This window comes from Hyphomonas sp., from assembly GCF_046313735.1.
GTDB lineage: Bacteria > Pseudomonadota > Alphaproteobacteria > Caulobacterales > Hyphomonadaceae > Hyphomonas.
The window spans coordinates 1-3,046 of the sequence record NZ_JBKBXW010000083.1 but is presented as its reverse complement, the minus strand read 5'-3'; the positions used below and the strand labels follow the sequence as shown (position 1 = coordinate 3,046).

Sequence of the window (3,046 nt, the reverse complement as noted above, 5' to 3'; positions counted from 1 at the left end):
GGCAGCGGCAGATGGCGGTGAATGTCGACAGCGTGTTTCTTGGCACCCGCGCGGCTATGAGGGCCATGAAATCGGGCGGCGGCAGCATCATCAATATCTCTTCCGTTGCGGGCCTGCGGGGTGCGTCGGGTGCCAGCGCCTACTGCGCCTCCAAGGGGGCGGTGCGGCTGTTCAGCAAAGCGGCGGCAGTCGAGTGCGGGACGCTGGGTCTGAAGATCCGGGTCAATTCCGTGCATCCCGGCATCATCGACACGCCGATCTGGCAGAAATCCATCACGCGGATGACCGAGACGATGCCGGCCGAGAATGCCGCGGCGCTGGCGGCGGCGTCTGGCGGCAATGCGATGGACCCGAATGTCATCGCAGTCGGCACCACACCGATGGGCCGCGCGGGGCGCCCGGAGGAAGTTGCGGAGCTGATCGTGTTCCTGGCGTCAGATGCGTCGAGCTACATCTCCGGGCAGGAGCATGTGATCGATGGGGCGCTGACGGCGCGTTAGACGATGCCGCTGGTGCGGAGCTTTTCAACCTGTTCCGGCGTGAGGCCGAGGAGTTCGGATAGGACTTCCTCTGTGTGCTGACCGATGGTTTCGGGGCCCGCCCAGCGGGGGCGGCCGGGGGTTTCAGACAGCTTCGGGAACACGCCCTGCTGGCGCAGGCCCGGCCAGCGCTCGCTCAGAACGTCAATAAGGGACTCCCGCGCCGCATAGTGCGGATCGGACAGCATCTCCGGCGCGCGGTAGACGCGTCCGACCGGGACGCCGTGCTCCGTCATCAGCCGCTCGATCTCTTCGATGCTGCGTGTGGCCGCCCATGACTGGATGAGCGCGTCGAGCGCGGACTGGTTTTTCCCGCGCGCGGTGTGGGTGCGGTAGTCGGGATGGTCCTTGAGGCCGGGCTGGCCGATGGCCTCGCAGAATCGCGCAAAGACCGTGTCCTGATTGGCAGCGATGACGACCATGCCGTCCGTCCCCTGATAGATGTTTGAGGGCGCGATACCCGGCAGGTAGGAGCCTGTGCGTTCCCGGATATATCCTCCGAACTGGTATTCGGGCACGAGGCCTTCCATGACCGACAGAACGGATTCGTAGATCGTCGCATCCACCATCTGGCCCTCGCCGGTCTTCTCGCGGTGGTGCAGAGCCGCGAGCGCGCCGAGCGCCGCATGCAGGCCGGCGAGACTGTCGCCCAGCGAGATGCCGGCGCGGGCGGGCAGCCGGTCGGCCTCGCCCATGACATAGCGAAGCCCGCCCATCGCCTCGCCGACCGAGGCATAGCCGGCGCGGGCCGCATACGGCCCCGTCTGTCCGTACCCGGACACGCGGATCATGATCAGCCGCGGATTGATTGCCTTGAGGGCTTCATAGCCGAGCCCCCATTTCTCGAGCGTGCCGGGGCGGAAATTCTCGAGCAGGAAATCGGCTTCGGCGATGAGCCGCCGGATGATGTCCTGGCCTTCGGCCTCGCGCAGGTTGGCGGTGATGCAGCGCTTGCCGCGCGCGACGACCGACCACCAGAGCGGAAAGCCTTCCTGGCCCCAGTCCCGGAGCGGATCGCCCTGCCCCGGCGGCTCGACCTTTATCACATCGGCGCCGAAATCAGCGAAGATCTGCCCGCAGAACGGGCCCGCGATCAGTTGTCCGAGTTCGATGACGCGCAGGTCCGTAAGCGGACCTTTTCGCGGGGGCACCTGCATGGGCGGTCTCCGGAAGCTGGCAGCAAGCGTTTCCAATCAGGAAAGCGCCGGGGCCGCAAGCCTTGTCCGGATGCCGGGTGGCGCTAGCTCGCCTTCGCGCGCCGCGGCGCCGGGTCATCGCTCACGCGCTCAGCCGCACGGCCGCCCTTGCCGGCCCGGCCGGGTTTCACACTGCGGACCGGAAGCGCCGTCACAATCTGCAGGGCGGCTTCGGAGGCCGGCGCGACAATCACGCGGTTGCGGCCTTCGCGCTTGGCTTCGTACAGCGCCGTGTCGGCTCCCTCGATCGCCGCATTGAGCGGCGTGGCAGGATGCATCATGCACACGCCGAAGCTGGCCGTCACGGAGACTTCGCGGTCACCGATCTGGATCACCTCATCCTGGATGCGGGCGCGCAGCCGGTCGCAGACGACGACCGCATGGTCTTCGGTCACGCCGCTGAGGAGGACAACAAACTCCTCGCCGCCCCAGCGCCCGAGGCGGTCAAACGGGCCGCGAAGCTCAGAATGGGCAATCGCGGCAATTTCCTTGAGCGCGAGATCGCCGGCGGCATGGCCGTAAAGGTCGTTGACTTCCTTGAAATGGTCGAGATCGATGAGGACGACGGCGGCGCTGGTCTTGGTGCGCCGCATGCGGGCACGCTCTTCCTCGGCTGCATGAATGAAGAAGCGGCGATTGAGGAGGCCGGTCAGCGAGTCCGTCCAGGCCATTTCCTCCAGCTTGTGCTGATAGGCGCGCATGTGGAAATCATGTAGCGAGGCGATGATGGCCGTCGGCAGCGCGACACAGCCCGAGACGAAGAGGTTGAGGCGGATATATGCGCCGAGATCTGCCGGCAGGCCGAGTTGGTAGAAAAAGAGGGACACGGTGAAGGACAGGGACAGCGCGGTCGCCGCCACCAGGATGAAAAAATTCACCGCACTCCAGATCTCGCGGCGAAAAACGCCCATTGCCAGCTCCTGCCATCCTTCCGGGGACCCTAGCGCAGGATGTTTTAGATGGCGCTTGCAAGCGCAGGTGGTTTAACCGGCGGCTGGAAAGACTGTATTTACCAATGGGCTCAGGACAGCACCCAACGCCCGTCGATGCTGCGGAACTCTGATGGGCCAATCCAGTCGGAATGGGCGATGTGGATCGAATGGATCATCGCTTCGATCTCGCGGCGCCAGTGATCGAGGAAGGCATGCAGGCGCGGAAAGCGCGGGGCGATGTCCATCGTCTGCCAGACGAAGCTCTGCAGGATGCCTTTATGGTCCGGCAGGTAATAGAGAATCTCGGTGGTCAGCAGGCCGCCGCCTTCGAGGCGTCGGGCAAAATCGGGGTCTATGGCCATGCGCATCTCCTGTTTGC

General features: G+C 65.2%; 4 protein-coding genes. 1 reads left to right on the top strand and 3 read right to left on the bottom strand.

Features of this window, described 5'->3' with window-relative positions:
- Positions 1 to 500: SDR family oxidoreductase (locus ACK4SV_RS16500; protein ID WP_409918936.1), on the top strand; the 500-nt coding region annotated here is incomplete at its 5' end.
- On the opposite strand, the gene ACK4SV_RS16495 is transcribed toward ACK4SV_RS16500, so the two are convergent.
- The 3 genes from ACK4SV_RS16495 to ACK4SV_RS16485 form a co-directional block, all read right to left on the bottom strand.
- Entirely contained in the window at positions 497 to 1,696 is a 1,200-nt protein-coding gene (locus ACK4SV_RS16495) for a CaiB/BaiF CoA transferase family protein (protein WP_409918935.1), read from the bottom strand. The two genes, ACK4SV_RS16500 and ACK4SV_RS16495, sit on opposite strands and share 4 nt — an antisense overlap.
- A gap of 83 nt (positions 1,697 to 1,779) precedes the next feature.
- A complete protein-coding gene (locus ACK4SV_RS16490; protein WP_409918934.1) occupies positions 1,780 to 2,646 on the bottom strand; it encodes a GGDEF domain-containing protein in 867 nt (288 codons plus the stop codon).
- Positions 2,647 to 2,756: 110 nt separating this feature from the next.
- A partial coding sequence (locus ACK4SV_RS16485) for a Usg family protein (protein WP_409918933.1) occupies positions 2,757 to 3,046 on the bottom strand: 290 nt, incomplete at its 5' end.

Bases quoted from the DNA above. Each gene is read 5' to 3' on its own strand.
- ACK4SV_RS16495 (WP_409918935.1), bottom strand. From the start codon at position 1,696: ATGCAGGTGCCCCCGCGAAAAGGTCCGCTTACGGACCTGCGCGTCATC.
- ACK4SV_RS16490 (WP_409918934.1), bottom strand. From the start codon at position 2,646: ATGGGCGTTTTTCGCCGCGAGATCTGGAGTGCGGTGAATTTTTTCATC.